At 66.2% G+C, this 23,926-nt stretch carries 26 protein-coding genes; 22 read left to right on the top strand and 4 right to left on the bottom strand.

The features are described 5' to 3' along the window. Window positions 1–72 precede the first annotated feature (72 nt). The 7 genes from def (at window position 73) to EC86_RS0117615 (ending at window position 6,923) form a co-directional block, all read left to right on the top strand. Complete coding sequence (gene def, locus EC86_RS0117585; protein ID WP_029527126.1) at window positions 73–570, top strand: peptide deformylase; 498 nt, start codon at window positions 73–75, stop codon at window positions 568–570. Window positions 571–770: 200 nt separating this feature from the next. Continuing rightward, entirely contained in the window at window positions 771–1,733 is a 963-nt protein-coding gene (gene fmt, locus EC86_RS0117590) for a methionyl-tRNA formyltransferase (protein ID WP_029527128.1), read from the top strand. 6 nt (window positions 1,734–1,739) lie between these two features. Beyond that, entirely contained in the window at window positions 1,740–2,498 is a 759-nt protein-coding gene (locus EC86_RS0117595) for an AzlC family ABC transporter permease (RefSeq protein WP_029527129.1), read from the top strand. After that, a complete protein-coding gene (locus tag EC86_RS0117600; protein WP_029527132.1) occupies window positions 2,495–2,830 on the top strand; it encodes an AzlD domain-containing protein in 336 nt (111 codons plus the stop codon). The genes EC86_RS0117595 and EC86_RS0117600 overlap by 4 nt, the downstream gene beginning before the upstream one ends. Before the next feature lie 209 nt (window positions 2,831–3,039). After that, window positions 3,040–4,233, top strand: coding sequence for a phosphoglycerate kinase (locus EC86_RS0117605; protein ID WP_029527133.1), 1,194 nt, complete (start codon window positions 3,040–3,042; stop codon window positions 4,231–4,233). 220 nt (window positions 4,234–4,453) lie between these two features. Beyond that, window positions 4,454–5,887 carry a pyruvate kinase gene (gene pyk / locus EC86_RS0117610; protein WP_029527134.1) on the top strand — a complete coding sequence of 478 codons (1,434 nt, stop codon included), beginning with the start codon at window positions 4,454–4,456 and terminating at the stop codon, window positions 5,885–5,887. Between the two features lie 166 nt (window positions 5,888–6,053). Next, entirely contained in the window at window positions 6,054–6,923 is an 870-nt protein-coding gene (locus EC86_RS0117615) for an alpha/beta hydrolase (protein ID WP_051676038.1), read from the top strand. On the opposite strand, the gene EC86_RS0117620 is transcribed toward EC86_RS0117615, so the two are convergent. Beyond that, on the bottom strand, window positions 6,865–7,629 hold the full coding sequence (locus EC86_RS0117620; protein WP_084181424.1) for a phosphatase PAP2 family protein: 765 nt from the start codon (window positions 7,627–7,629) through the stop codon (window positions 6,865–6,867). The two genes, EC86_RS0117615 and EC86_RS0117620, sit on opposite strands and share 59 nt — an antisense overlap. 66 nt (window positions 7,630–7,695) lie before the next feature. Here EC86_RS0117620 and EC86_RS0117625 point away from each other — a divergent pair, with 66 nt between their 5' ends. The 6 genes from EC86_RS0117625 to EC86_RS0117650 all read left to right on the top strand — a co-directional run bounded on the left by EC86_RS0117625 (window position 7,696) and on the right by EC86_RS0117650 (window position 12,626). Continuing rightward, window positions 7,696–8,388: a response regulator gene (locus tag EC86_RS0117625; protein ID WP_029527138.1), complete on the top strand. Its 693-nt coding sequence runs from the start codon at window positions 7,696–7,698 to the stop codon at window positions 8,386–8,388. Continuing rightward, window positions 8,385–9,755, top strand: a complete 1,371-nt coding sequence (locus tag EC86_RS0117630; protein ID WP_029527139.1) for a sensor histidine kinase — start codon at window positions 8,385–8,387, stop codon at window positions 9,753–9,755. The genes EC86_RS0117625 and EC86_RS0117630 overlap by 4 nt, the downstream gene beginning before the upstream one ends. 157 nt (window positions 9,756–9,912) lie before the next feature. Beyond that, window positions 9,913–10,977 (top strand): class II fructose-bisphosphate aldolase, encoded by a 1,065-nt coding sequence (gene fba, locus EC86_RS0117635; protein WP_029527140.1) that lies wholly within the window; start codon window positions 9,913–9,915, stop codon window positions 10,975–10,977. Between the two features lie 103 nt (window positions 10,978–11,080). Beyond that, the gene (locus EC86_RS0117640; protein WP_029527141.1) at window positions 11,081–11,998 is read left to right on the top strand and encodes a phosphoribosylaminoimidazolesuccinocarboxamide synthase; all 918 of its coding nucleotides are present in this window, start codon (window positions 11,081–11,083) and stop codon (window positions 11,996–11,998) included. Window positions 11,999–12,054: 56 nt separating this feature from the next. Next, window positions 12,055–12,336 (top strand): CopG family ribbon-helix-helix protein, encoded by a 282-nt coding sequence (locus EC86_RS0117645; protein WP_029527143.1) that lies wholly within the window; start codon window positions 12,055–12,057, stop codon window positions 12,334–12,336. Continuing rightward, window positions 12,333–12,626 carry a type II toxin-antitoxin system RelE/ParE family toxin gene (locus EC86_RS0117650; RefSeq protein WP_029527145.1) on the top strand — a complete coding sequence of 98 codons (294 nt, stop codon included), beginning with the start codon at window positions 12,333–12,335 and terminating at the stop codon, window positions 12,624–12,626. The genes EC86_RS0117645 and EC86_RS0117650 overlap by 4 nt, the downstream gene beginning before the upstream one ends. Before the next feature lie 24 nt (window positions 12,627–12,650). Here EC86_RS0117650 and trxA read toward each other — a convergent pair whose 3' ends face one another. Continuing rightward, a complete protein-coding gene (gene trxA, locus EC86_RS0117655) occupies window positions 12,651–13,544 on the bottom strand; it encodes a thioredoxin (RefSeq protein ID WP_029527147.1) in 894 nt (297 codons plus the stop codon). Between the two features lie 182 nt (window positions 13,545–13,726). Here trxA and purE point away from each other — a divergent pair, with 182 nt between their 5' ends. The 3 genes from purE to EC86_RS0117670 are packed head-to-tail and all read left to right on the top strand — an operon-like array spanning window position 13,727 to window position 16,445. After that, window positions 13,727–14,236 carry a 5-(carboxyamino)imidazole ribonucleotide mutase gene (gene purE, locus EC86_RS0117660; protein WP_029527148.1) on the top strand — a complete coding sequence of 170 codons (510 nt, stop codon included), beginning with the start codon at window positions 13,727–13,729 and terminating at the stop codon, window positions 14,234–14,236. Then, the gene (locus EC86_RS0117665; RefSeq protein ID WP_029527149.1) at window positions 14,233–15,465 is read left to right on the top strand and encodes a 5-(carboxyamino)imidazole ribonucleotide synthase; all 1,233 of its coding nucleotides are present in this window, start codon (window positions 14,233–14,235) and stop codon (window positions 15,463–15,465) included. The genes purE and EC86_RS0117665 overlap by 4 nt, the downstream gene beginning before the upstream one ends. Beyond that, a complete protein-coding gene (locus tag EC86_RS0117670) occupies window positions 15,462–16,445 on the top strand; it encodes an L-threonylcarbamoyladenylate synthase (protein ID WP_029527150.1) in 984 nt (327 codons plus the stop codon). The genes EC86_RS0117665 and EC86_RS0117670 overlap by 4 nt, the downstream gene beginning before the upstream one ends. A 14-nt stretch (window positions 16,446–16,459) precedes the next feature. Here the strand turns inward: EC86_RS0117670 and EC86_RS0117675 are convergent, their stop codons facing one another. Beyond that, window positions 16,460–17,614 carry a branched-chain amino acid ABC transporter substrate-binding protein gene (locus EC86_RS0117675; protein WP_029527152.1) on the bottom strand — a complete coding sequence of 385 codons (1,155 nt, stop codon included), beginning with the start codon at window positions 17,612–17,614 and terminating at the stop codon, window positions 16,460–16,462. Window positions 17,615–17,726: 112 nt separating this feature from the next. Between EC86_RS0117675 and EC86_RS0117680 the strand changes: the two genes are divergently transcribed. The 4 genes from EC86_RS0117680 to EC86_RS0117695 all read left to right on the top strand — a co-directional run bounded on the left by EC86_RS0117680 (window position 17,727) and on the right by EC86_RS0117695 (window position 20,659). Continuing rightward, complete coding sequence (locus tag EC86_RS0117680; RefSeq protein WP_029527153.1) at window positions 17,727–17,954, top strand: SlyX family protein; 228 nt, start codon at window positions 17,727–17,729, stop codon at window positions 17,952–17,954. Window positions 17,955–18,124: 170 nt separating this feature from the next. Then, on the top strand, window positions 18,125–18,547 hold the full coding sequence (locus tag EC86_RS0117685) for a CopG family transcriptional regulator (RefSeq protein WP_029527154.1): 423 nt from the start codon (window positions 18,125–18,127) through the stop codon (window positions 18,545–18,547). 44 nt (window positions 18,548–18,591) lie between these two features. Next, window positions 18,592–19,815 carry an extracellular catalytic domain type 1 short-chain-length polyhydroxyalkanoate depolymerase gene (locus tag EC86_RS0117690; protein WP_084181426.1) on the top strand — a complete coding sequence of 408 codons (1,224 nt, stop codon included), beginning with the start codon at window positions 18,592–18,594 and terminating at the stop codon, window positions 19,813–19,815. A 94-nt stretch (window positions 19,816–19,909) separates the two neighbouring features. Then, complete coding sequence (locus tag EC86_RS0117695) at window positions 19,910–20,659, top strand: ParB N-terminal domain-containing protein (protein WP_029527156.1); 750 nt, start codon at window positions 19,910–19,912, stop codon at window positions 20,657–20,659. An 11-nt stretch (window positions 20,660–20,670) separates the two neighbouring features. Here EC86_RS0117695 and EC86_RS0117700 read toward each other — a convergent pair whose 3' ends face one another. Then, window positions 20,671–21,570: a LysR family transcriptional regulator gene (locus EC86_RS0117700; protein ID WP_029527157.1), complete on the bottom strand. Its 900-nt coding sequence runs from the start codon at window positions 21,568–21,570 to the stop codon at window positions 20,671–20,673. Window positions 21,571–21,658: 88 nt separating this feature from the next. On the opposite strand from EC86_RS0117700, the gene EC86_RS0117705 reads away from it, so the two are divergent. Together EC86_RS0117705 and EC86_RS0117710 are read left to right on the top strand one after the other, a co-directional pair. Then, a complete protein-coding gene (locus tag EC86_RS0117705; protein ID WP_029527159.1) occupies window positions 21,659–22,684 on the top strand; it encodes a sodium-dependent bicarbonate transport family permease in 1,026 nt (341 codons plus the stop codon). Window positions 22,685–22,802: 118 nt separating this feature from the next. Next, window positions 22,803–23,900, top strand: coding sequence for an NAD(P)-dependent alcohol dehydrogenase (locus EC86_RS0117710; RefSeq protein ID WP_029527161.1), 1,098 nt, complete (start codon window positions 22,803–22,805; stop codon window positions 23,898–23,900). Window positions 23,901–23,926: the final 26 nt, after the last annotated feature.

A 23,926-nucleotide genomic window follows, 5' to 3' on the forward strand; every position in this document is an offset into this window, starting at 1 on the left:
GATTCTGAGAGGATTGCAGCCTTTGAAAATTGGGAAAAGTGGCGAAAATAGCGACTTCTCCCCATTCCTGCCATGACCCAACTCACCATTCTTCGTTATCCCGATCCGCGCCTGCATACCGTGGCCAAGCCGGTGGCCGCCATCGACGCCAGAGTCCGCCAGCTGGCCGACGCCATGTTCCAGACCATGTACGACGCCGAGGGCATTGGCCTGGCCGCCACGCAGGTCGATGTGCATGAACGGCTGCTGGTCATCGACGTGAGCGAGGCCCGCGACCAGCCGCTGGTGCTGATCAATCCAGAGATCGTCTGGGCCAGCCTTGAAACGCGCATCGGCGACGAAGGCTGCCTGTCGGTTCCCGGCATCTACGACGGCGTGGAACGCTCGCTGGCGGTCAAGGTCGAGGCGCTGGACCTGGACGGCCGCAAGCAAATTCACGAAGCCGAAGGCATGCTGGCGGTCTGCATCCAGCATGAAATGGACCACCTGATCGGCAAGGTGTTCGTCGAATACCTGTCGCCCCTGAAGCGAAACCGCATCAAGACCAAGCTGATCAAACAACTTAAATAGCCCCCACGCTCCGCCGCTGCGCGGGTCGCTGCCCCCCGAGGGGGCCACTGCGCCTGCGGCCCGGCAAAGCCGGTCCCGCGGCCCTGGCTGATGGGTGCAGGTTCCAGGCGCTGCCGTTCCAGGGCGGCTCCATCCGCATTCCCCGCATTGAAAATTCATCGCCCCTCGCATCAACCGTTTGCATGGGCGAAAATACGCTGATGCGCGTTATTTTTGCCGGTACTCCTGACTTTGCCCGTGTGGCGCTTGCTCAACTGCACGGCGCCGGTTTTGACATCCCCCTGGTCCTGAGCCAGCCCGACCGCCCCGCCGGCCGGGGCATGAAGCTGCAGGCCTCCAGCGTCAAGCAGTGGGCCGAAGGCCATCAGATTCCTGTCGCCCAGCCTAGAAGCCTCCGGCTGGACGGCAAATACCCCGAGGACGCCGCTGCCGCCCGCGCCGCCATCGAGGCCGCGCAGGCCGATGCCATGGTGGTCGCCGCCTACGGGCTGATCCTGCCGCAGTGGGTGCTCGACAGGCCCCGGCTGGGCTGCTTCAACATTCACGCTTCATTGCTGCCGCGCTGGCGCGGCGCCGCGCCGATCCACCGGGCGATCCAGGCCGGCGACCGGGAAACCGGCGTCACCATCATGCAGATGGACGCGGGGCTGGACACCGGCGACATGCTGCTGACTGAAAAACTCGCGATTCAGGACACCGACACCACCGGCACGCTGCATGACCGGCTGGCCGCGCTGGGCGGCCGGATGATCGTGCAGGCGCTAAAACTTGCGGTCAGCGGCCAGTTGCATCCGCTCAGGCAAGCTGAAGAAGGCGTGAGCTACGCCCACAAGATCGAAAAAGCCGAAGCGGCAGTGGACTGGACGCAGCCGGTGGCCAGCATTGACCGGCACATCCGCGCCATGACGCCTTTTCCGGGTGCCAGCACGCAGCTGGGGCTGGACACGCTCAAGCTATGGCACTCTGAAATTAATAGCTGCTTGCGCCCGCCGGATGTGCGTGAAGGCCAGATTTTGTCTGCAAATGCCGATGGCGTTCAGGTGGTTTGCGGCGACGGCGTGCTGAACGTCACCGAACTGCAGCGCGCCGGCGGCAAGCGCCTGTGCGCCGCCGATTTCCTGCGCGGCTTTGCGCTGGCGCCCGGCATGCTGTTCGCCAAGTGATCCCCGGTGTTCCTTCGCGCAGCCTACTACCGCCACGCTGAATTCCGCCGGGGGGCGCGCGACATGTTCGCGGTGACGCCGGGTTTTGCCGCCTGGGGAATGATGACCGGCGTCGCCATGGTCAAGTCGGGCATGAGCGTGATCGAGGCGACGCTGATGACGGTGCTGGTCTATGCCGGCAGCGCGCAGCTGGCCGCGATTCCGCTGCTGGTCGCGGGCGCGCCGGCCTGGGTGATCCTGGCCACGGCCTTTTGCGTCAACCTGCGCTTCGTGGTGTTCAGCGCGCACCTGCGCGCCTACCTGATGCACCTGCCGCTGGGCCAGCGCCTGCTGACCGGCTTTTTGACGACCGACCTGAGCTATGTGTTGTTTGTTCGGCGTTTTCCCGCCCCCGGCGACGAACCCGGCCAGCAACTGGCGCAGCAGGCTTACCTGGCGGGCAACTGCGGGCTGTGCTGGGTCAACTGGGTTGGCAGCAGCCTGGTCGGCATCGCGCTGGCCAACTTCATCCCCACTGCCTGGGGGCTGGGCTTTGCCGGCATCCTGGCGCTGCTCGGCATCTCTTTTTCGCTGGTCACCACCCGTTTGCGCATCATCGCGGCGCTGGTGGCGGGCGTGGCGGCGGTGGCCGCGTTCGCGCTGCCGCTCAAGCTCAACATCCTGGTTGCCATCGCGGCGGCGGTCGCCGTGTGCCTGATGCTGGAACGGGCCGGCCTGGGCGGGGCTGCGCCGTCCCCGGGCGCCGCCCCAGAGAACAAGCCATGAACGAGACCGATCTCTGGACCGTTGCGACCATCGCCGGCATGGCCGGGGTGACGGTACTGACCCGCTGCTTTTTTTTCCTCTCCAGCAAGCCGTGGACCTTGCCGGAACTCGCCCGGCGCGGCCTGGACTATGCGCCGATTGCCGCGCTGGCGGCGGTGATCGTTCCCGAGATCGTCATGACGCAGGGCCACCTGATCGCGACCTGGCAGGATGCCCGGCTGTTCGGCACGGCGGCCGGCGTGGCCTGGTTTTTCTGGCGCCGTGGCGTGCTGGGCACGATTGTGTGCGGCATGGCGGTGTACCTGGCCCTGCACCTCGGGCTGGGCTGGTGAATGTGGCCCCCACGCTCCGCCGCTGCGCGGGTCGCTGCCCCCCGAGGGGGCTGCTGCGCCTGCGGACTGGCAAAGCCAGATCCGCGGCCCCTGCTTGGTTGGAGCATGCGCCCTCTTTGGCACGCTGAGTGCAAGAGCCGGGCTCTACAATTCTTCCGGCCAGCCGCCTGCCAGCGGTTTTTTCAACCTTTTGTACTTTGCGAGTCGCCATGAATTTCATCCGTTTTTCCGATTTGTGCGCCAGCGGCCAGGTGGCCGGCAAGCGCGTGTTCATCCGCGCCGACCTCAACGTGCCGCAGGACGCCAGCGGCGCCATCACCGAGGACACGCGCATCCGCGCATCAAGGCCCTGCCTGCAGATGGCGCTGGACGCCGGCGCGGCGGTCATGGTCACGTCACACCTCGGACGCCCGGTGGAAGGCGAATTCAAGCCCGCCGATTCGCTGGCGCCGGTCGCCCAGCGGCTCGGCGAACTGATGCAACGCGAGATTCCGGTGGTGTCCGACTGGGTTGATGGCGTGGAAGTCCAGCCCGGCCAGCTGGTGATGCTGCAAAACTGCCGCCTGAACAAGGGCGAGAAGAAGAACGACGAAGCGCTGGCGCGCAAGATGGCCGCGCTGTGCGACATCTTCGTGCATGACGCCTTTGGCACCGCGCACCGCGCCGAAGCCTCGACCTACGGCATCGCGCAATACGCGCCCATCGCCTGCGCCGGCCCGCTGCTGGCCGCCGAGATGGACGCGATCACGGCGGCTTTCGCCCATCCCAAGCGGCCGCTGGTCGCCATCGTCGCCGGCAGCAAGGTTTCCACCAAGCTGACCATCCTGAAAAGCCTGGCCGAGAACGTCGACCAACTGATCGTCGGCGGCGGCATCGCCAACACCTTCATGCTGGCGCAGGGCCTGAACATCGGCAAGAGCCTGGCCGAGCCCGACCTGCTGGCCGAAGCCAGCGCCGTGATCGGGGCGATGAAGGCGCGCGGCGCCGAGGTGCCGATTCCGACCGACGTGGTCTGCGCCAAGACCTTTGCTGCCGATGCCGTCGCCACCATCAAGCAGGCAAGCGAAGTGGAAGACGACGACCTGATCCTGGACATCGGCCCCGAGACCACCTCCCGGCTGGCCGCGCAGCTCAAAAGCGCCGGCACCATCGTCTGGAACGGCCCGGTCGGCGTGTTCGAGTTCGAGGCCTTTTCCATGGGCACCGAAAGCATTGCCCGTGCGATTGCCGAGTCCAGCGCCTTTTCGATTGCCGGCGGCGGCGACACGCTGGCGGCCATCGCCAAATACGGCATTGAACAAGACGTGGGCTACATCTCCACCGGCGGCGGCGCTTTCCTCGAAGTGCTCGAAGGCAAGACGCTGCCGGCCTTCGAGATTCTGCAAAAGCGCGCTGCGGGCTGACGCTTACTGCTTCTGTTTTGATAGCTGCTTGCGCAGGTGGGGCATGCGCAAACGGCCTGTTTCGCTTATAAAGAGCCGGTTGGGGCGCTGGCTTGCAGCACTCAGGGGTTTGCGCCGCCCCTGAGCGGCCTGGCCGGCATGCCGCGCTGGTTTCCGGTACCCGCCGTGTAACCTGTTTCGTGTATAAACCGGAAACTAAATTACAAAAGGAGACACCTTCATGACGCGTCGCGCCACCAAAATCGTTGCCACCCTCGGTCCCGCTTCCAGCGACCCGGTGCTGCTGGAAAAAATGATCCGCGCCGGCGTCAACGTGGTGCGCCTCAATTTCAGCCACGGCAAGGCGCAGGACCACATCAACCTGGCCGCCGTGGTGCGCGAGGTTGCCCAGCGCGCCGGCCGCGAGGTCGCCATCATGGCCGACCTGCAGGGGCCGAAAATCCGCGTCGGCAAGTTCGCCGAGGGCAAGGTGATGCTTGTGCCGGGCGAGAAATTCATCCTCGACGCGTCCCGCGCTGCACCGGGCGACATCAAGGGCGTCGGGCTGGACTACAAGGAACTGCCGCGCGATGTGAAGGCCGGCGACGTGCTGCTGCTCAACGACGGCCTGATCGTGTTGACCGTCGATGCGGTGCGCGGCGAGGAAGTCCACACCACCGTCAAGCTTGGCGGCGAGCTGTCGAACAACAAGGGCATCAACAAGCAGGGCGGCGGCCTGACCGCGCCGGCGCTGACGGCCAAGGACATGGACGACATCAAGACGGCCATGAGTTTCCAGGCCGACTACGTGGCCGTGAGCTTTCCGAAAAACGCCACCGACATGGAAATGGCGCGCCAGCTGTGCAACGTCGCCGCCGCGCCTTACCGGCACAAGCCCGGCCTGATCGCCAAGATCGAGCGCGCCGAGGCGATTCCGAAGCTGGAGGAAATCCTCAAGGTCAGCGACGGCATCATGGTGGCGCGCGGCGACCTGGCCGTCGAAGTGGGCAATGCGGCCGTGCCGGCGCTGCAAAAACGCATGATCAAGATGGCGCGGGCCGCCGACAAGGTCGTCATCACCGCCACGCAGATGATGGAAAGCATGATCCTGAACCCGGTGCCCACGCGCGCCGAGGTCAGCGACGTGGCCAATGCCGTGCTCGACGGCACCGATGCGGTGATGCTCAGCGCCGAGACCGCCGCCGGCCGTTTCCCGCTGGAAACCGTCGAGGAAATGGCAAAGATCTGCGAGGAGGCCGAAAAGGCCGAATACAAGGAACTGGGGGCCGATTTTTCGGGCAAGACCTTCAGCCGCATCGACCAGTCCATCGCCATGGGCGCGCTGTTCACCGCGCACCACCTGGGCGCCAAGGCCATCGTCGCGCTGACCGACAGCGGCTCGACCGCGCTGTGGATGAGCCGCCACGACATCCATGTGCCGATCTACGCGCTGACGCCGCGCCTGGAAACCCAGCGCAAGATGGCCATTTACCGCAACGTGCGGCCGATCCTGATGGACAGCAGCGCCGACCGCGACACCGCGCTGGAGCAGGCCGAGAGCCACCTGCTGCGCCTCGACATCGTGCAGAGCGGCGACGTGTATGCCATCACCTGCGGCGAGCCGATGGGCGCGCCGGGCGGCACCAACATGCTGAAGATCTGCCGCGTGGCGTAGGCCCCCACGCTTGTCGCTTCGCGTACTGCGCTGCCCCCCGAGGGGGCGCTGCGCCTGTGGCCCGGCAAAGCCGGTTCCACGGCCCCTGCTGGCGCGGCGAGGGTGCACGGCGCGCCCGGTGCTGGTCTGAATCCACCGCCAGGGGCGCTGCGTATAGCCCTACGCCATGAAAACTATCTTCTCTAAATTGCCCAGACGCTCATTGTTCGCCATGCTGCCGGCGCTGCTCACCGCCTGCTCGGGCGCTGACCTGCTCAACGCCACCGTTTCCACCGACAGCTACCGGCGCATCGAGGGACTGGCTTATGGCGCCGATCCCCGCCTGCTGCTTGACGTGTACCAGCCGGCTGCGGGAATCCGGAATGCCCCGATGGTGGTGTTTTTCTACGGCGGCAGCTGGTCGTCGGGCGAGCGCGCAGATTACCGGTTTGTCGGCGAGGCGCTGGCGTCGCGCGGCATCGTGGCGCTGGTCGCCGACTACCGGCTGAGCCCGGCCTTTCGCTACCCGGCCTTCGTGCAGGACAGCGCCAGCGCGGTTCGCTGGGCGGTTGACCACGCGGCCGAATTCGGCGCCGACGAGCGCCGGATTTTTGTCATGGGCCACAGCGCCGGCGCCTACAACGCCGCCATGGTCGCGCTCGATGCGCGCTGGCTGGCGGCGGTCGGCCTGGCGCCCGCGCGGCTGGCGGGATGGATCGGGCTGGCCGGCCCCTATGACTTCCTGCCGATTGGCGACGCCCAGACCCGGGTCGCCTTCGACTGGCCGCAGACCTCGGCCGACAGCCAGCCGATCATCCATGCGTCCCGGGCCTCGCCGCCGGCGCTGCTGCTGGCGCCGGCACAAGATCGCGTGGTCGATCCGCAGCGCAGCACGGTGGCGATGGCTGCGCGGCTTCGGGCCAGCGGCGTGCGGGTCGAGTCCGAACTGTTTGACGGCGTCAGCCACGTCACCTTGCTGGCGTCGATGGCGCAGGTCCTCAGAAGCCGGGCGCCGGTACTGGCGCGCGTGGCCGGGTTTGTGCAATCAGCTGGCTGACCGCCGCGTCCACGCCGGCCGCCACGCTCCAGCACAGCCAGGCGGTCCAGAGGGTGTGGCTCATGTAGTGCGCGCCGCGAACCTGCTGCGCCAGCCCGAAGACGAAGCCGGCCAGCATCGCCCCGGCCAGCCAGCGCCGGGCGGTTTGGGGAAGCACGTGCCTGAAGGCAAAAAATCCGCCGATGAAGGCAAAGCCGGCCGACGCATGGCCGGCCGGAAAGCAGCCGCCGGTGCCGCCATCGCGAATGCCCCAGGCCCAGTGCGACACATGCGTCGCCACGCCGCCGAAGTCCTGCAGGTCCCAGGGGCAGCTGGTATGGCTGTACAGCTTGATGGTCGAGACGGTCAGCAGCGCGGCCAGCGTCGTCAAGGCCAGTTGCACCCGCCGCGCCATCGGCAGACGTTTCAGGCTGCCCAGGGGCAGGAACATGCCGACCAGCAGGTACAGCTCAAGCACCCAGGGCCAGAGCCTGACGTCGTCATGCAGCAGCTTGCGCCACAGCCAGTGGCTTTCCAGCGCAAAGCCGGCGGCCGAGCCGAACCAGTGCGCCATGGCCAGGTCAAGGCCTGAATAGTCCCAGACCAGCAGCAGCAACAGGCTGCCCAGCGTCCAGCGTAAAAAGTGTGTGCGGGGCGGGGGGGCAGGAAACAGTGGGTAAGACATGTAGGCTTCGGTCGTATCGGGTGCCGCGAAGGTAGCGGCCATGCCTTAAGCCACTCTTAAAGACTGGCCATACCCTGAAAAATAAGTGGCGGACGCGACAATAGGTGCATGAGAATCCTGGTGGTTGAAGATGGCACGGGCATCGCCCTGGGCCTGAAGTCCAGTTTGCAGCAGCGCGGCTATGCGGTCGATGTGTGCGGCACGCTGCGCAGCGCGTGGGCGGCCCTGCGCAGCGAACCATTCGACCTGGTGTTGTTGGACCTGGGCCTGCCCGATGGCGACGGCAGCCAGCTGGTGCAGCGCATCCGGCAGGCGCCGGCAGCCGCAGGCGGCCTGCCCGACACCCTGACGCCGGTCCTGATCATGACCGCCCGCGACCAGGTCGCCGACCGCATCCTCGGGCTGAACCTGGGCGCCGACGACTACCTGGTCAAGCCGTTTGACCTGGACGAGCTGGAAGCCCGCATGCGCGCGCTGCTGCGCCGGGCCGGGGGGCGCGCCCATCCGCTGCTGGTGCATGGCGAACTGGTGATTGACCCGGCGGCGCGCACCGTGCTGCGCGCCGGCCAGCCGGTGGAACTGACGCCGCGCGAGTTTGCCCTGCTGCTGCTGCTGCTGGAGTCGCGCGGCCGGGTGCTGTCGCGCCAGCAGCTGGAGGCGCGGCTTTACAACTGGCAGGATGCCGTGGGCAGCAATGCGGTCGAAGTCCATGTCCATCACCTGCGCCGCAAGATTGGCGAAAGCGTGATTCAGACGCTGCGCGGCGTCGGCTACTTCATCCCCCGGGACGACCCGCCATGAAACCGCCTGCGGACCGGCAGGCCTCGCTGACGCGCCGCCTGCTGCTGGGCGTGCTGGCGGCGCTGCTGCTGGTGTGGGCCGGGTTTTTCGCCGTCGGCCACCGCACCGGCATCCACGAGGCCGACGAGCTGACCGACGGCCATCTGGCGGGAACGGCGGCGCTGCTGCTGACGCTGGAACTGCCGCCCTTCATGGAAAATTCCCTGGAGCTGAACCGCCAGGCCAACCTCGACATGGCCCGGCCGGCGCTGGCCAGCCTGAAACACCACGACTACCAGTTTTCCCTGAGCGTGCTGGTGCGCGACGCGGCTGGCCACCTGCTGGCGCGCTCGGGCGATGCACCGGTGCCGCCCTTTGTCCCGCAGGACGGTTTCGCCGACCTGCGGCTGGGAACCCCGGCCGCCTCCTGGCGCAGCTTTTCGCAATGGGATGCCACGCACAGCCGGCAGGTGATGGTGCTGGTGAAGTTCGAGGAACGCGAGGCACTGGCCGAGGATGTGGCCGCCCAGCTGGCCGAACCCGTCCTGTGGCTGCTGCCGGTGGTGGCGCTGGCGCTGGGCGCGGCCATTTTGCGCGGCCTGCGGCCGCTCCAGGCGCTCTCGCGCGATGTCGAGGCGCTGGAGGTGGACCAGGCCGCGCGCCTGCAGGCCCGCCATCCCTACCGCGAATTCAATTCGGTGGTGCGCTCCATCAACCGGCTGCTGGGCCAGCAGCAGGCCGCGCTGGAGCGCGAGCGCCAGCTCGCCAGTGAAATTGCCCACGAGCTGCGCACCCCGCTGTCGTCGATTGCCCTGCAGGCCGCATCGCTTCGCGGCGCCTTGCCCGAAGAGGCGCAAGCCGCAGCCCTGCAGCAGATCAGCGCCGATGCGCTGCGCGCCGGCCATGTCATCAGCCAGCTGCTGGCGCTGGCGCGCACCGGCCAGGCCGGCATGCAGCAGGCGCTGGTGCCTCTGGACCTGGCCGCGCTCGCGCGGGAGGTCGTGGCCGGCTATGCGCAGGCGGCCTGGAAAAGCGGGCATCAGTTGAGCGTGCAGGGGGCTGAACACCAGGAAATACTGGCGCATCCGCTGCTGCTGGAGCTGGCCGTGCGCAACCTGATCGACAACGCCTTGCAGCACACCGCCCGGGGCACGGCCGTGTGCGTGCAGTGGGGAAGCGATGCGGGCGGCGCCTGGCTGCAGGTGTGCGACGACGGCCAGGGCGGCCACGACGCGCCGGCCGCCGCCCCGGCCTTCACCGACCGGCTGGGTCTGGGGCACAAGATCGTCGGCCGGGTCATGGACATTCATGGCGGCAGCTTCGTGCAACACGCGGCGGCGGCGCCATTCAAGCGCTGTTATCGCCTGTATTTCCCGGCGGTTTCATGACCTGACGGACACCTAACGGACTATTGGCAGACAGTAGAATGAAGGTTAAGGTTACCTTGCGGTTACCGTCGGCCAATGTGGCGGCGCCGGCTGCGCCGCCCGCCCACGTACACCACCGTTTTCTTCAGCTTCTTAACTTTTCAGGGGACTCTCAATCATGGCACTCGTTTCGATGCGCGAACTGCTGGACCACGCCGCAGCCAATGGCTACGGCATTCCGGCTTTCAACGTGAACAACCTGGAGCAGGTCCAGGCCGTGATGGCCGCCGCCGACGAGGTCGGCGCGCCGGTCATCCTGCAGGCCAGCGCCGGCGCCCGCAAGTACGCCGGCGAGGCCTTCATCAAGCACCTGATCCTGGCGGCGGTCGAGGCCTACCCGCACATTCCGCTGGTGATGCACCAGGACCACGGCCAGAGCCCGGCGGTCTGCCAGGGCGCGATCGACCTGGGCTTCAGCTCGGTGATGATGGACGGCTCGCTGGAAGCCGACGGCAAGACCATTGCCAGCTTCGACTACAACGTCGAGGTCACGCGCAAGGTGGTCGATATGGCCCACGCCAGCGGCGTGTCGGTCGAAGGCGAACTCGGTTGCCTGGGCAGCCTGGAAACCATGCAGGGCGACAAGGAAGACGGCCACGGCACCGACGCCGTCATGACGCATGACCAGCTGCTGACCGACCCCGAGGAAGCCGCCGAGTTCGTCAAGCGCACCCAGCTCGATGCGCTGGCCATTGCCATCGGCACCAGCCACGGCGCCTACAAGTTCACCCGCAAGCCCACCGGCGACATTTTGGCCATCGAGCGCGTCAAGGAAATCCACCGCCGCATTCCCAACACCCACCTGGTGATGCATGGTTCGTCGAGCGTGCCGCAGGACCTGCTGGCCCAGATCAACCAGTACGGCGGCCACATGAAGGAAACCTACGGCGTGCCGGTCGAGGAAATCCAGAAAGCCATCCAGTTCGGCGTGCGCAAGATCAACATCGACACCGACATCCGCCTGGCCATGACCGGCGCGGTGCGCAAGTTCCTGGCCGAGAACCCCGAGAAGTTCGATGCCCGTGAATGGCTCAAGCCTGCCCGTGAAGCCGCCAAGGCGATCTGCAAGCAGCGCTACATCGAGTTCGGCTGCGAAGGGCAGGGCGCCGGCATCAAGGGCCGCAGCCTGTCCGTGGTGGCCGCGCAATACGCCAACGGCGAACTGGCGCAAGTCGTTCAATAACCAAGCGCCCGTGCCTTCCGCTTCGCCGGATTGGCGATAATTCAAAGCCCGTGCCCGACCCGCGTCGCACGGGCTTTTTCACTTTTCCAACCCGCAGACCCGCATGACCACCACACCCTCCGTACTTCATACCTCGGCCCTGACTTCCCTGCCTTTGCTCGCGCGCGGCAAGGTGCGTGACAACTATGCCGTGGGCCAGGACCGGCTGCTGATGGTGGCCAGCGACCGCCTGAGCGCCTTCGACGTGATCCTGGGCGAGCCGATTCCCGGCAAGGGTGCGCTGCTGACGCAGATGGCGCTGTTCTGGTTCGACAAGCTCGGCCACATCTGCCCCAACCACCTGACCGGCGAAGCGCCCGAAAGCGTGGTCACGGCCGCTGAAATCCCGCAGGTCGCCGGCCGCTCCATGCTGGTCAAGCGCCTCAAACCCATCCCGGTCGAGGCCGTGGTTCGCGGCTACCTGGCCGGCAGCGGCTGGGCCGAATACCAGCAGAGCCAGTCGGTCTGCGGCGTTCCGCTGCCCGCCGGCCTGAAGAATGCCAGCAAGCTGCCCGAGCCGATCTTCACGCCCGCTGCCAAGGCGCAGGTGGGTGAGCATGACGAAAACATCAGCTACGAGCAGGTCGAAAGCATCGTCGGCCTAGAGCTGGCCGCGCAGATCAAAAAGCTCAGCATCGAGATCTACGAAACCGCCGCCGCCTTCGCGTTGACCAAGGGCATCATCATTGCCGACACCAAGTTCGAGTTCGGCCTGGACGAACACGGCACCTTGACGCTGATGGATGAAGTGTTGACGCCCGATTCGTCGCGCTACTGGCCGGTCGAGGGCTACGAAGCCGCCTTTGCTCTGGGTGCGAATCCGCCGAGCTACGACAAGCAGTTCGTCCGCGACTGGCTCGAAGCCGTGCGCATCAACGGCAAGCCCTGGGACAAGACCCCGCCGTCGCCGCACCTGCCGCCCGACGTGACCGCCAGGACCGCCGCCAAGTACCAGGAGGCGATGGCGCGGCTGTCGGCTTGAGTATTACTTTCTTTTGTGCCACACTTGTAGCACAAATTAGCGCCAAAGGAATTCCGATGTCCACCACGACCCTGCGCATTGAAGACACCTTGCGCGAACGCATCGTTCGGCTGGCCCAGGCGCTCGACCAGACGCCGCACAACTTCATGCTCGAAGCGCTGGCGCAAAAGGTCGATGAGGCCGAATGGAAGCTGTCCATGCAGCGTGAAGCGCAGCAGCGCGATGCCGCATTGCAAGCCGGTGAGCCGGGTGTGGAATGGCATGAAATGCGCACCTACCTGCGCGACCGCCTCCGCGCCCAGGCTGCGTCCGGCCATCCTTTGGTAGACCCGCGGTGAGCCGGGTCGTTCTGGCCCCGCAGGTCAGAACCGATTTCGACCGGATTTTTGATTTTCTTTTTGAGCACGCGCCCGACTCCGCTGCCGCGCGCATCCAGACCATCATCGCGGCCATCGATATTCTCGAAACCAGCCCCCAGATCGGGCGGCCGGTGGCCTTCGGGCAGCGCGAACTGGTGATTGCCAGCGGCAGCAGCGGCTATCTGGCGCTGTACCGCTACGACCCGGCACTCGATACTGCCTTTGTGCTGGCAGTGCGCAGTCAGCGTCAGCGGGATTACAAGCGGTAAGCGCGGTTGCGCAAGCTCAGCGCCTCAGCTCAGCACCACGCTGCTCAGCCGCCGCCGGTACGTGGCCACGGTGGCGTCTTCCGGCGGGATCTGGCCGTCGGCCACCTTGGGTTTGGGCGCTTCCATGATGTCGAGGATGGCGATGTAGGTCTTGCGCGCCAGGCCGTCGTTCCACGCCTTGTCGCGCATCAGGATTTCCAGCAGCTCGTCGAGCGCGTCGGTCCAGCGCTGGCCGGCCATCAGCACTCTGGCCTTGTCGAACCTGGCTTCGAAATCACGCTTGTTGGCCGCTATTTTTGAATCAAATGTGGCTTCTCCGCTTGCTGCATCTGCATGAGTTGCTACAAAATCAAGAGCATCCATCCAGCGCTTGAGCGAATCGAAGCGCCGCACTGTGGCGGTCTGGGCAATCACCGGCGCAAACGCCACCTTGGCGTCGTCCTCGCGGTCCAGGCTCAGCAGCTGCTTGACATAGTCGAAGCGGGCATTGTCATCGGCCGGATTCGTCGCGACCGCATGCTGCAGCCTTTCGAGCACGGCCTGGGGGTCGCTGTCGATCACCGGTTCTTCCTCGGGTGGCGCTTCTTCCGGGGCGGGCGGCAGGTGCTTGTCGAGGAATTCCCTGATCTTGCCTTCGGGCAGGGCGCCGGTGAAGCCATCGACCGGCTGGCCGTTCATCAGCAGGATGCAGGTCGGAATGCTGCGGATGCCGAAAGCCTCGCCGAGCTGCTGCTCCTGGTCGGAGTCGATCTTTACCAGCTTGAAGCGTCCGGCATAGGCCAGTTCCACCTTTTCAAGCAGCGGTCCAAGCGACTTGCAGGGGCCGCACCACGGCGCCCAGAAATCCACCAGCACGGGCGTGGTCATGGAAGCCGCAATGACTTCCTCCTGAAAATTGGCGATGGTGACGTCGATCATGGTGTGAAGAGAATAGGGTTGGAACAAGGGGTTTCAAGCCAGTGCGCTGGCGGCAGTCAGGACGATAGCATGCAAGCCGCGGCCGGCCGCTGCGCCGGGGCATGGGCCTCGCCAGCAGCCCCAGCCCTTAAAATCAGCGGTTACCGGCCCACAGCCGCCAAAACCTCAGCACTCCAATCCTTATGACGACAACAAACAATCCGGCAACGCCCCTGGTGGGCGTGGTGATGGGCTCCAGCAGCGACTGGGACACCATGCAGCATGCGGTGCAAATCCTGCAGCAGTTCGGCGTGGCGCACGACGCGCGCGTGGTGTCGGCGCACCGCATGCCCGACGACCTGTTCGCCTATGCCGAGCTAGCCTCTGGCCGGGGACTGCAGGCGATCATCGCCGGCGCGGGCGGCGCGGCGCACCTGCCGGGCATGCTGGCGGCCAAGACGATGGTTCCGGTGCTCGGCGTGCCGGTCGTCAGCCGGCACCTGCAGGGCGTCGATTCGCTGCACAGCATCGTGCAGATGCCCAAGGGAATTCCGGTCGCGACGTTTGCCATCGGCAACGCCGGCGCGGCCAATGCGGCGCTGTTCGCCGTCGCCATGCTGGCGCTGCACGACCCGGCGCTGGCCGATAAACTGCAGGCCTTTCGCGCCGAGCAGACCGCCGCCGCACGCGCCATGACGCTGCCGCCGGCATGAGCGCCCCGGCCAGCCTGCCGGTTTTCCCCGGCACGTTTGACGCCGCCGGCCGGCCCGCCACGCTCGGCGTGATGGGCGGCGGCCAGCTCGGCCGCATGTTCGTGCATGCCGCGCAGCGCCTGGGCTACTTCACGGCGGTGCTCGACCCCGACCAGCAAAGCCCGGCTGGCCGCGTCAGCCACCACCACATTGCGTTTGCCTACGGCGACGCGCAAGGGCTGGCGCAGCTCGCCGCCGTGTGCGCGGCCGTCACCACCGAATTCGAGAACGTGCCGGCCAGCGCCCTGCAGACGCTGGCCGGCAGCTGCCCGGTCGCGCCCGGCGCCGCCGCCGTGGCGATTGCGCAGGACCGCATCCAGGAAAAATCGCATTTCACCGCCAGCGCAGGCGTGGCGGGCGTGACCTGCGCGCCTTACGCCGTCATTGAAACGCCTGATCAGCTCAAGGCCGTGCCGGCCAACCTGCTGCCCGGTATTTTGAAGACCGCGCGCATGGGCTACGACGGCAAGGGCCAGATGCGCGTCAAGGACAGGAACGAGCTGGCGGCGGCCTGGGCCGAACTGGAACATGTGGCCTGCGTGCTGGAGAAAATGCTGCCGCTCAAGGCCGAATGCTCGGTGATCGTGGCACGCGGCTGGGATGGCGCCATCGTGGCGTTTCCGCCGCAACGCAATCTGCACGTGGACGGCATCCTCGCCGTGACCGAGGTTTATGAAGGAAATATGCCTCCGGCGCTTGCTGCACGGGCGCAAGCAGCTACCAAAGCGATAGCGCATCACATCGGCTACGTCGGCGTGCTGTGCGTCGAGTTCTTTGTCATCGACGACGGCAGCGCAGACGGCGCGCTGGTCGTCAACGAAATGGCGCCGCGTCCGCACAACAGCGGCCACTACACCATGGACGCCTGCGACGTGTCGCAGTTCGACCTGCAGGTCCATGCCATGGCCGGCTTGCCGCTACCCGCGCCGCGCCAGCATTCGCCGGCCATCATGCTCAATTTGCTCGGCGATGTGTGGTTTGACGCGGCCGGCAATGCGCGTACGCCCGATTGGCAGGCGGTGCTGGCGCTGCCCGGCGCGCACCTGCACCTGTACGGCAAGAGCGAGGCGCGGCCGGGCCGCAAGATGGGCCATCTGACGATCACCGGCCATGACGTGGCCGGGGTCAGGGCGACGGCGCGCCAGGCGGCAAGCATTCTGGGCCTGCCGGGTATCAAGGACGCCGGATGATTCTTCCCGGCACCGACAAGCAGGCGATTCTTGAAGCCGCTAGATGCATCCAGGCCGGCGCCCTGGTCGGCTTTCCGACCGAAACCGTCTACGGCCTGGGCGCCGATGCGTCGAGCGACGACGCCGTGGCCGGCATTTTTGCCGCCAAGGGCCGGCCGGCCAACCATCCCTTGATCGTGCATGTGGCCGATGTCGCGCAGGTCAGCAACTATGCCGCAAGCGTGCCGCCGTTCGCCGCGCGATTGATGGACGCCTTCTGGCCCGGTCCGCTGACGGTGATCCTGCCGCGACGCGAAGGCATCGCCGCCGCTGCGGCCGGCGGGCAGGACTCGATTGGCCTGCGCTGCCCGGCGCATCCGGTGGCGCTGGCGTTTTTGAAGGCTTGCGGGACCGGTGTGGCAGGCCCGAGCGCCAACCGCTTCGGCCGCGTCAGCCCGACCCGCGCGCAGCATGTGGCGCAGGAGTTCGGCGACGACCTCTTGGTGCTTGACGGCGGGCCGTGCGCGGTCGGCATCGAGTCCAGCATCGTCGATTGCACCCGGGGCCGGCCGGTGCTGCTGCGCCCCGGCGTGCTGACGCGCGCGCAGTTAGAGGCGGCTTGCGGCGAGCCGGTCCTGGACAAGGACGATGTGCAGGCGGTCGGCAGCGCGCCGCGCGCGTCCGGCACGCTGGAGGCGCATTACGCGCCCGACGCCAAGGTGCGCCTGATGGACGCCCGCGCCCTGCAAGCCGCGCTCGACCTGCTTGGCGTGGACGCGGCGCACATCGCGGTGTATGCCCGCTGCGCGCTCAGCATCAAGGTGGCCCAAATGCGCTACCGCCGCATGCCCGACGACGCCGCCGCCGCCGCGCAGCAGCTGTTTGCCGTGCTGCGCGATTTCGACGCCCAGGGCGTGAAGCTGATCTGGATTGAAAACCCGCCTGCCGCGCCCGAATGGGACGGCGTGCGTGACCGCCTCGGGCGGGCGGCGGCCAGCTGAGGCGATGGAAACCCTCAGTTCAGCGCGGCCCGCACGTTGTTTTTGTAGGTGTACAGGGTGACGGCCGGCTGGGTCAGTTCGCCGTTGGCGGTGAAAGCGATGCTGGCGGTCACGCCCTTGTACTGCGTCTTTCCAATGAAGGGCAGGTAGGTTTTCGGGTCCACCGAGTTGGCGCGTTTCATCGCATCGACCAGCACGAAGGTTGCGTCATAGGCATACGGGCTGTAGATCTGGAACTGGCCGGGGAAGCGGGCGTCGTACTTTTTCTTCCATTCGGCGCCGCCCTGCATTTTCTGGATCGAGGCGCCGCCGGTGGCGCAGGTCACGTTCTTCATGGTGCCGGCCTTGCTCGACAGGTCGGGCAGCTTTTCGGTACACAGCGCATCGCCGCCGAAGAATTTCACCTCGGACAGGCCGAGTTGTGCCATCTGGCGCAGCATCGGGCCGGCCTGCGCATCGAGCCCGCCGAAGAACACCGCGTCGGGCTTTTTGGCCTTGATGCCGGTCAGGATGGCCATGAAATCGGTGGCCTTGTCGGTGGTGAACTCCTCGGCCACCACCTCGATGCCTTTTTGCCTGGCCGTGGCCTTGAACACATCGGCCAGGCCCTGGCCGTAGGCGGTGCGGTCGTCAATCACCGCGACCTTTTTGACCTTCAGCGCGTCGTGGGCAAAAATCGCCAGCGCTGCACCCAGCGCGTTGTCGTTGGCGATCAGGCGGAAGGTGGTCTTGTAGCCCGGTTTCGTCAGGTCCGGATTCGTCGCCGACGCCGTGATGTTGGGAATTCCGCAGCGACTGTACACCGTCGCGGCGGGAATCGACGTGCCCGACTGCAGGTGGCCGACCACGCCGGCCACCTTGGCGTCGCACAGCTTCTGGGCCACGGCGGTGGCCTGGCGCGGGTCGCCGGCATCGTCTTCGGCCACCAGCTCGAACTTGATCTTCTTGCCGCCGATGACCAGGTTCTGGGTGTTCAGCTCGTCAATCGCCAGGTGTACGCCGTTTTCGGTGTCCTTGCCGATGTGCGCGATGCCGCCCGACGTGGGGCCGGCGTGGGCGATGCGGACGGTCTGCACTTCCTGGGCGTGGACCATCGGGGCGGCCAGGCACAGGGCGGCAGCGGCAAGGGCGATACGGGACTGGGTGGTGAGCAGTGAAAGGGCGGGCATGTTAAATCTTTCTGGCAAAGAAAAAATTATAGGACGCCCGTTTTGGCCCCGTTATCCCCTGGACTGCGCCAGCGCAGGGCCGGTCCGCCGCCAATTCGTGTCCAATCAGCGCATGCACCCTACCGAACCCCACGACGCCATCGACCACCGCCTGACCGAGCTGGAAATCAAGGCCAGCTTCAACGAAGACCTGCTCGATCAGCTCAACCAGGTCGTCATCCGCCAGCAGCGGCAAATCGACGCGCTGCTGCGCGAAGTCGAGCGGCTGCGCCAGCAGATTCCGGAGGCGGGCAGCGGCGTGTTCAGCCGGGCCGGCGACGACCTGCCGCCGCATTATTGAGCGCCTGGCGGGCCTTTCCCCCATAAATTAATGACAAAAAAGGCTGTTTACGCAATATGCACGGGCGTTAGTAGCTATCAATAATATAGTTAACAACTGCGGTTGACGGCAGGATGTAAAGAATAGAAACATCCATAGACCATCCACTTGGATGGTTTTAAGATAGCGCCATGCCACCAAGAACCGCCAACACCGTCGTCACCAGCAAACCGGCCGACGAAAAAATCACCATCAACCTGGGCTATGTCGATCTGGGCCAGATCGACCTGCTGGTGCAGGAAGGCTTTTATGCCAACCGCACCGACCTGATCCGCACCGCCATCCGCAACCAGCTGGTGGCGCATGCCGACGTGGTGAAACAGGTGGTGGCGCGCAAGACGCTGGTGCTCGGCATCCAGCATTTCTCCGCCGACGACCTGCGCGCCGTGCAGGCCTCGGGAGAAGCCTTGCAGATCCGTGTGCTGGGCCTGGCCACCATCGCGCTCGATGTCACCCCCGAACTGGCGCTGGCCGCCATTGACTCGGTGGTGGTGCTGGGCGCGCTGCATGCCAGTCCAGCCGTGAAGGCGGCGCTGGCCGGCCGCATCCGCTGAATCTTCATCCTGATTTCCAACCTGCTTTCCTGAAAGGAAACACCATGAACCCGAACTTTGAACGCATCATGTCCGAAGCCTCGCGCCTGGCGCAAGGCGCCATACAGAAAGCCCTGGCTTCGGCCAGCCAGCACGCCGAGGGCGGCAGCGGGCAGCCGCTGCACCGGCTGGCCGCTGGCGCCAAAAATACAGCCAGTCCCATGAACAACCCGGCGTTCCAGAATTCGATGGCCGAGGCCACGCGCCTGATGCAAAGCGGCAACCTGCAGGCCGCCACCGCCGCGATCCAGGCCGCACTTAGCGGCGCTGCGGCGCCCGCCAGCGCCGACGACCTCAATGTCATCGACGTGGAGGCGCATGAAGTCGGGCGCCAGGCGCCGGCGCGGCCGCAGCCAGCGCCGACCGTCAAGCCCGGCCCGTCCGGCCAGTTCATCACTGGCAGCCACACCGAAGGAACGGCCGGCAGCCGCGAATACAAGCTCTACATTCCGCCGGCGTCGTTCGACGAGCCGCTGCCGCTGGTCGTGATGCTGCACGGCTGCACCCAGAACCCCGACGACTTCGCCGCCGGCACCGGCATGAACGACGCGGCGCTCCAGCGCGGCTTCTACGTGCTCTACCCTGCGCAGACGCAGCACGCCAATTCGTCGCGCTGCTGGAACTGGTTCAAGCACAACCACCAGAAACGCGGCCGGGGCGAGCCGGCCCTGCTGGCCGGCATGACAAAGGACGTGATGAGCCGCTACAACATCGACCCGCAGCGCGTCTATGTGGCGGGCCTGTCGGCCGGCGGCGCGATGGCGGCGATTTTGGGCGACGCCTACCCGGACCTGTTTGCCGCCGTCGGCGTGCATTCGGGCCTGGCCACCGGCTCGGCGACCAATGTGCAGACCGCGCTGGGCGTGATGCAGTCCGGCGCCGCCCCTGGCGGTGCGCGCACCACGGCCAGCCCGCCGACCATCGTCTTTCACGGCGACAGCGACGCCACCGTCAACCCGGCCAACGGCGAGCATGTCGTGGCGGCCAGCGCAGGCGTCCACAAGCCGGAGACGCAGCACGCCAAAAGCGCCAACGGCCGCAACTACACCCGACGCGTCTACAAGGAAGCCGGCGGCCGCGTGGTGGCCGAGCACTGGGCGGTACACGGCGCCGGCCACGCCTGGTCGGGCGGCAGCCCTCTAGGTTCGTATACCGATGGCGCCGGCCCCGATGCCAGCGAAGAGATGCTGCGCTTCTTCCTGGCCAACACGCTGCCCGCGAAGCATTGAGGCGGCGCAACGCCCGAGGCCCGGGGCGCCATTCCCAAGACCACTGGTCTTATAGAATGGCGCCCCTCTCAATGCCAAACCTGCCTGCCCCGCCATGAACATCACCGTCAACGAAGAACTGCTTGCCTACATCGACCCGCTGACGCCGGAAGAAAACGAAACCCTGGAGCGCAGCCTGCTGGCCGAGGGCTGCCGCGATGCGCTGGTGCTGTGGGGCGAGGTGCTGGTCGATGGCCACAACCGCCACCGCATCTGCACCCGGCACGGCATCCCGTTTCAGACCGTGCAGAACACCCGCTTCACTTCCATCGACGATGTGCATTTGTGGATGATCGAGCAGCACCTGGGCCGGCGCAGCGTGTCCGATTTCCAGCGCGGCGTGCTGGCGCTGCGCAAGAAGGACATCCTGACGGCGCGCGTGCAGCCGGCGCCGGTCGAATCGTCCGGGTCCGAAACCGCCGCCGTTGCCACCAAGCCCGAACCCTTGCCGACGATGGGCGCCATCGCCAAGTCCGCGCGCATCAGCAATGCCACCATCCACCAGATCGAGAAGATCCAGAAGTCGGCCGCGCCCGAACTGGTCGCGGCAGTGAAGTCGGGAACCATCTCGATCAACGCGGCGGCCACCGTGGCGTCGCTGCCGGTGGAGGCGCAGGTGGCGGCGGTCGCCGGCGGCAAGAAGGAATTGCAGCAGGCCGCCCGCCAGGTGCGCGAAAGCAAGGCCGTGGCCCGCACCGAGCCCGAAACGCCCGAAGGCGTGATTGCGCGGCTGCGCCAGACCATCACCGAACTAAGCGCCGAGAATACGGCGCTGAAGGCCAGGCTGGCCGAACTGGGAGCCTGACCAAACCCCGGCTACAGGCTTGAGACCGCCTGCGCGCCTGCCAGATGCCGCAAAAAGGCCTGCGCCGTCGGCGACAGGCGCTTGCCCTTGGGATGCACCGTGTACCAGCGCGACAAAATCGGAAATCCAGCCACGTCCAGCGTCACCAGCGAATCGTCGTCCATGTGCTCGCCCAGCGAGTGGGTGGACAACACCGCCAGCCCCAGGCCGCCGGCCACCGACTGCTTGATGGCCTCGTTGCTGCCTAGCGCCAGCCGGACGATGGGCTTGAAGCCGTGCCCGGCGAAATGCGCGTCGCAGGCCAGGCGCGTGCCCGAGCCCTGCTCGCGCAGGATGAAACGCTCTTGCGCCAGGCTGGCCAGCGCTATGCCTGTCTGCCCGGCCAGCCGATGCGATGCCGGTGCCACCACCACCAGCGGGTTGGACATGAAAACTTCCTTTTCAATGTCAATGTCAGAGGGCGGCATCGACATGATGTAAAGGTCGTCCTGGTTGGCGCGCAGGCGCTGCACCACGCCGTCACGGTTCAGCACTTCCAGGGCAATTTCCACCTCCGGATGGCTGCTGCAAAAGCTGCCCAGGATGCGGGGAATGAAGTACTTGGCAGTGCTGACCACCGCAATGCGCAGCCGGCCGCGCGTCAAGCCTTTGAGCGCATCCATTCGCTGGCCGAAATCGTTCCATTCGCCCACCATGGCCCGCGCGGTCGTGGCCAGCTCTTCGCCCGCCTGCGTCAGGAACAGGCGTTTGCCGATCACCTCGTACAGCGGCAATCCGACTGAATCGGCCAGTTCGCGCAACTGCATCGACACCGTGGGCTGGGTTACATGGCTGGCCCGGGCGGCAGCGGTAATGCTGCCAAGCTCGGCCACGCTCAAGAAAATGCGCAGCTGCCGGAAGGTGACATTCATAGGTTTTTATCAATGATAAACAGTTAAAAAATTGATTTTGCCTTATTGGTTTGCCCCTTTAGCATCGCTGCACTAAAGGAAACCTGCCGTGCAAAATCTTCTCGACCCCGCCATCTTGTTCTTTGTCTTTGGCGTTTTGGCAGGCCTGGTCAAGTCCAACCTGGAAATCCCGCCCCAGATTTCCCGCTTTCTGGCGCTTTACCTGTTGATGGCGCTGGGCCTGAAGGGCGGCTTTGCGCTGGCTGAATCGGGCATGACGGCCCAGGTGGCCAGCAGCCTGGCCTGCGCCGTGGCCCTGGCCGTGGCGGTGCCGGCCATGGGCTATCAGGTGCTCAAGCGCTTTGTTTCCCCTTTCGACGCGCTGGCGGTGGCCGCCACTTACGGCTCGGTCAGCGCCGTGACCTTCATCACGGCGGTGCAGTACCTGGAAACCCACGGCCTGGCATTTGGCGGCCACATGGCCGCCGCGATGGCGCTGATGGAGTCGCCGGCCATCATCCTGGCGGTGGTGCTGGCCAACACCGTGCGCAAGCAGGCCGCAGTGCCCGGCCTGGTGTCGCTGGGCAGCTCGGGCGCGGTGCTGTCGGCCGGCGGCCCCGGCGCTTCGACACGCGGCGGCATTTCCATCGGGAAAGTACTGCACGAGTCCTTCACCGACGGCGCCCAGCTGCTGCTGCTCGGCGCCATGGTGGTAGGCATGGTTTCGGGCGACGCCGGCCACACGGCCATGAAACCGTTCGTCGGCGACCTGTTCAAGGGCCTGCTGGCCTTCTTTTTGCTCGACATGGGCCTGATGGCCGCCCGCAACATGCCGGCCGTCCGGGGCAAATCGCCGCTGCTGCTGGCCTATGCGGTGCTCGGCCCGCTGGTCCATGCCGCCCTGGCCCTGGGGCTGGCGGTCATGGCCGGGCTGAGCGCCGGCAATGCCAGCTTGCTGATGGTGCTGGCGGCCAGCGCTTCGTACATCGCCGTGCCGGCTGTGCTGCGCCACGCGGTGCCCGAAGCCAGCCCGTCGCTGTACTTCGGCATGTCGCTGGGCATCACCTTTCCGCTGAACATCCTGCTGGGTATTCCGGTGTATATCCACCTGGCGCATGCCGTCATCGCGCCTTGATCGCCCCTTGACCTATGTCAAGGCAAGCGCCATGGCTTGCCGCTTGCCGGCCATCGGGCATAGACTGCGGCTTGATTCGCCGCGCCCGGCGCACCTGTCCACCACCCAAGGAGCCCCCATGCCCGCCATGATGAAAGCCGCCGTGTTCGTCGAACCCGGCCGTATCGAAATCGCCGACAAGCGCATCCCCGATGTCGGACCCAACGACGCCCTGGTGCGCATCACCACCACCACCATCTGCGGCACCGATGTCCACATCCTCAAGGGCGAATACCCCGTCGCCAAGGGGCTGACGATTGGCCACGAGCCGGTCGGCGTGATCGAAAAGCTTGGCAGCGCCGTGCAGGGCTATACCGAAGGCCAGCGCGTGATTGCCGGCGCCATCTGCCCGAATTTCAATTCCTATGCCGCGCAAGACGGCGCGGCGTCGCAGGACGGCAGCTACCTGATCCCGCTGGGGCTGTGCGGCTGCCACGGCTTCAAGGCCACGGCCGGCTGGCGCTTTGGCAACCTGATCGACGGCACCCAGGCCGAATACGTGCTGGTGCCCGACGCGCAGGCCAACCTGGCGCCGATTCCCGACGGCCTCACCGACGAGCAGGTGCTGATGTGCCCGGACATCATGTCCACCGGCTTCAAGGGCGCTGAAAACGCCCGCATCAAGATTGGCGACACGGTGGTGGTGTTTGCCCAGGGGCCAATCGGCCTGTGCGCCACCGCCGGCGCGCGCCTGCTGGGCGCCAGCACGATCATCACCGTCGATGGCAACGACCACCGCCTGGGCATCTCGAAAAAGCTCGGCGCCGACGTGACGCTGAACTTCAACAACTGCGACGTGGTGGAGGAAATCATGAAGCTCACCTGCGGGCGCGGCGCAGACTCATCCATCGAGGCGCTGGGCACGCAGGCGACGTTCGAATCGGCGCTGCGGGTGCTCAAACCCGGCGGCACGCTGTCCAGCCTGGGCGTTTATTCCAGCGACCTGACGATTCCGCTGTCGGCCTTTGCCTCCGGCCTGGGCGACCACGCCATCGTCACCGCGCTGTGCCCCGGCGGCAAGGAGCGCATGCGCCGGCTGATGAATGTGGTGGCGTCTGGCCGCATCGACCTGGGGCTGATGGTGACGCACACCTACAAGCTGGAGAATATTGTCGAAGCCTACGAGCTGTTTTCGCACCAGCGCGACGGGGTGCTGAAGATCGCGATCAAGCCGTAGCAGGCACGGCCCGTCCACAGCGCAGC

This window comes from Polaromonas glacialis, assembly GCF_000709345.1.
Classification (GTDB): Bacteria; Pseudomonadota; Gammaproteobacteria; order Burkholderiales; family Burkholderiaceae_C; genus Polaromonas; species Polaromonas glacialis.